The organism is Streptomyces sp. NPDC088915 (genome assembly GCF_044749825.1).
In the GTDB taxonomy this organism is placed as follows: Bacteria; Actinomycetota; Actinomycetes; order Streptomycetales; family Streptomycetaceae; genus Streptomyces.
Genome location: NZ_JBIVIR010000048.1, coordinates 1 through 2,438, shown reverse-complemented (window position 1 = coordinate 2,438; position 2,438 = coordinate 1). Strand labels below are relative to the sequence as shown.

Here is a 2,438-nt window from a genome sequence, read left to right as displayed (position 1 = left end):
ATCCCACGGCTTCGGCCGCGCCACCCCGCACCTCCGGATCATCACTCCTGGAGTGATCCAACCATCTCGAAGATCATTTCGTTAGGAGTTCTAAGACCGTGTCCTATGTGGTGAGGCGGACCAGTCGCTTGTAGCAGCAGAGGGCTGCGGCGAGGCCGAGGAAGGCCAGGTAGTTGCGGGGATGGCGTTCGTATCGGTGGTTGAGCCGGCGGTAGCCGGTCAGCCAGGACATGGTCCGCTCGATCACCCATCTGCGACGCCCGAGTCGTTCGGAGGACTCGATGCCCTTGCGGGCGATGCGGACGCCGATGCGCTTGCCGCGGAGCCATTTGCGCAGTTCAGGTATGTCGTAGGCCTTGTCGGCGTGCAGACGCTGGGGTTTGAAGTTCCGTCCTCGGTGGGGGTCGTGTCTTGTTTGGTGACCGAGCACCATGGGTTTCAGGGCCTGGCTGTCGTGGGTGTTGGCGGCCGAGAGGCCGACGAGGAGGGGCAGGCCGTTCGCGTCCGACAGGACGTGCATCTTGGAACCCGGCTTGCCCCGGTCCACGGGGCTCGGACCGGCGAGTTCGCCCCCTTTTTCGCCCTAACGTGGGCGGAGTCGAGGACGGCGCGTGAGAGGTCGAGCAGGCCGGCGTCGTCGAGCCGGTGCAGGATCTCCTCGTGCAGTCGGCCCCAGACTCCGGCCCGGGACCAGATCAGGAACCGGCGGTGGGCGGTCGACTTCGATATGCCGAAGCAGGGCGGCAGGGCCCGCCAGGCGCAGCCGGAGACCAGGACGTAGATGATCGCGGCGAACAGCGTCTCATCAGGCGTGTCCTGCGTCCCGCCGCCCTGCGGCCGCACCTTCGACGGCGGGATCAGCGGCTTCGCGATCTCCCACAACCCGTCCGGAACTATCCAACTCCATGTACCCCGCCCCATGACCAGCTCAACGACTGCCTCACCACATAGGACACGGTCCAGGGGGTGTCCGGCGGATCATGTGACTTTCCGACCGGTGGCTCGTTGGTTGGGTCATGGGTCGGGGGGATCTGACGAATCGCGAGTGGTCGGTGTTGGAGCCGCATCTGCCTTCGCCGGGTGGCAGGGGCGGCCGGTGGAACGATCACCGGACCGTGCTCAACGGGATTCTGTTCCGGGTCCGCACCGGTGTTCCGTGGCGTGACCTGCCGGAACGCTACGGCTCCTGGAAGACCGTCTACGAACGGCATCGCCGATGGTCGGCGGACGGCACCTGGGACCGGCTCTTGCAGGCGGTCCAGGCCGACGCCGACCTTGCCGGGCGGATCGACTGGGGCATGGTCGGCGTCGACTCGACATCCTGCCGGGCCCACCAGCACGCGGGCGGCGCCCGCAAGGCCAAGCCATGGGTCCCGAAAAAAGGTCGACGCCCCGGCACCACCGTCCCGATGAGGGGCTCGGGCGGTCCCGGGGCGGTCTGACCTCCAAGATCCACCTCGCCGGTGAAGGCGGCTGCCGCCCCATGGCTCTACTGATCACACCAGGTCAGTGGGGTGACGCCCCGCAGATGATCGAGGTCCTGGACCGGATTCGCGTTCCCCGCCCGCTGGGCGGACGGCCCCGGACCCGGCCCGATCATGTCAGCGGCGACAAGGCTTACAGCTCCCGCCGCAATCGCCGCTACCTGCGAAGACGTCGCATCAAACACACGATCCCCGAGCCGAAGGACCAGCGGGCCAACCGCCGGCGCAGAGGCAGCGCAGGCGGTAGACCTGCTGGCTTCGACCGCGACCGCTACCGGCACCGCAACGAGGTCGAGCGGACCATCAACCGGCTCAAGAACTCCCGCGCCATCGCCACCCGCTACGACAAGAGGGCCTACGTCTTCCACGGCACGGTCACCGCCGCATCGATCCGACTCTGGCTCCGCCAATGATCTGCGGGTAGGCCCTGGCTCCAAAAGGACTTCAGTACTGTTGGTGGACGTTCTCCGCTCCGGCCGCATTGTTCTGATTTACGTCCTCCACATTGCTTCCGCCCCCGCGCGGGACGTCGGCTCCACCGCAGTGGTTGAGTGCGGTGCTGAGCGGCAGTTGCCCCAACAACCTGGTCCCTGTACCGCTTCCACCTGACGTACTGCCATCGGGCCGGATGCGCGTGTTGTGATTCGCACATGCGTTGTCATGCGAGGGGGATGCGACAACGATGATCCCGCCTGCAACCGCGGGGCTCGCTCCAGCGAACCCCGCGCCGAAGGCTGCCACGGTGACGGCAAGGGCAGTCGACTTCCTATTTAGAGTCACTTCTTACGAACGATGGCCCTGTTCTCCAGTCACGCCGACGTTTGACCGGTCAGAGGACCACATGATCCGCCGGACACCCCCTAAGGGGTGTCCCGTAAAAGATCTTCGAGGTCGGCGATGCGCTACCCCATGGCCGTGCGGGCCGCGTCTAGAAACGCCAGCCGGTTGTCCTCC

At 66.4% G+C, this 2,438-nt stretch carries 2 protein-coding genes; one reads left to right on the top strand and one right to left on the bottom strand.

Annotation, left to right across the window (positions count from 1 at the left end):
* Positions 1-103: 103 nt before the first annotated feature.
* Positions 104-921, bottom strand: a protein-coding gene (locus ACIP5O_RS36865; protein ID WP_401302237.1) for an IS5 family transposase whose coding sequence is annotated in 2 segments (ribosomal slippage) — positions 104-579 and positions 579-921 — 819 coding nt in all. Because the reading frame shifts where the segments join, the coding sequence is not laid out codon by codon here.
* Positions 922-1,016: 95 nt separating this feature from the next.
* Here ACIP5O_RS36865 and ACIP5O_RS36860 point away from each other — a divergent pair.
* Positions 1,017-1,897, top strand: a protein-coding gene (locus tag ACIP5O_RS36860; protein WP_401302234.1) for an IS5 family transposase whose coding sequence is annotated in 2 segments (ribosomal slippage) — positions 1,017-1,377 and positions 1,377-1,897 — 882 coding nt in all. Because the reading frame shifts where the segments join, the coding sequence is not laid out codon by codon here.
* Positions 1,898-2,438: the final 541 nt, after the last annotated feature.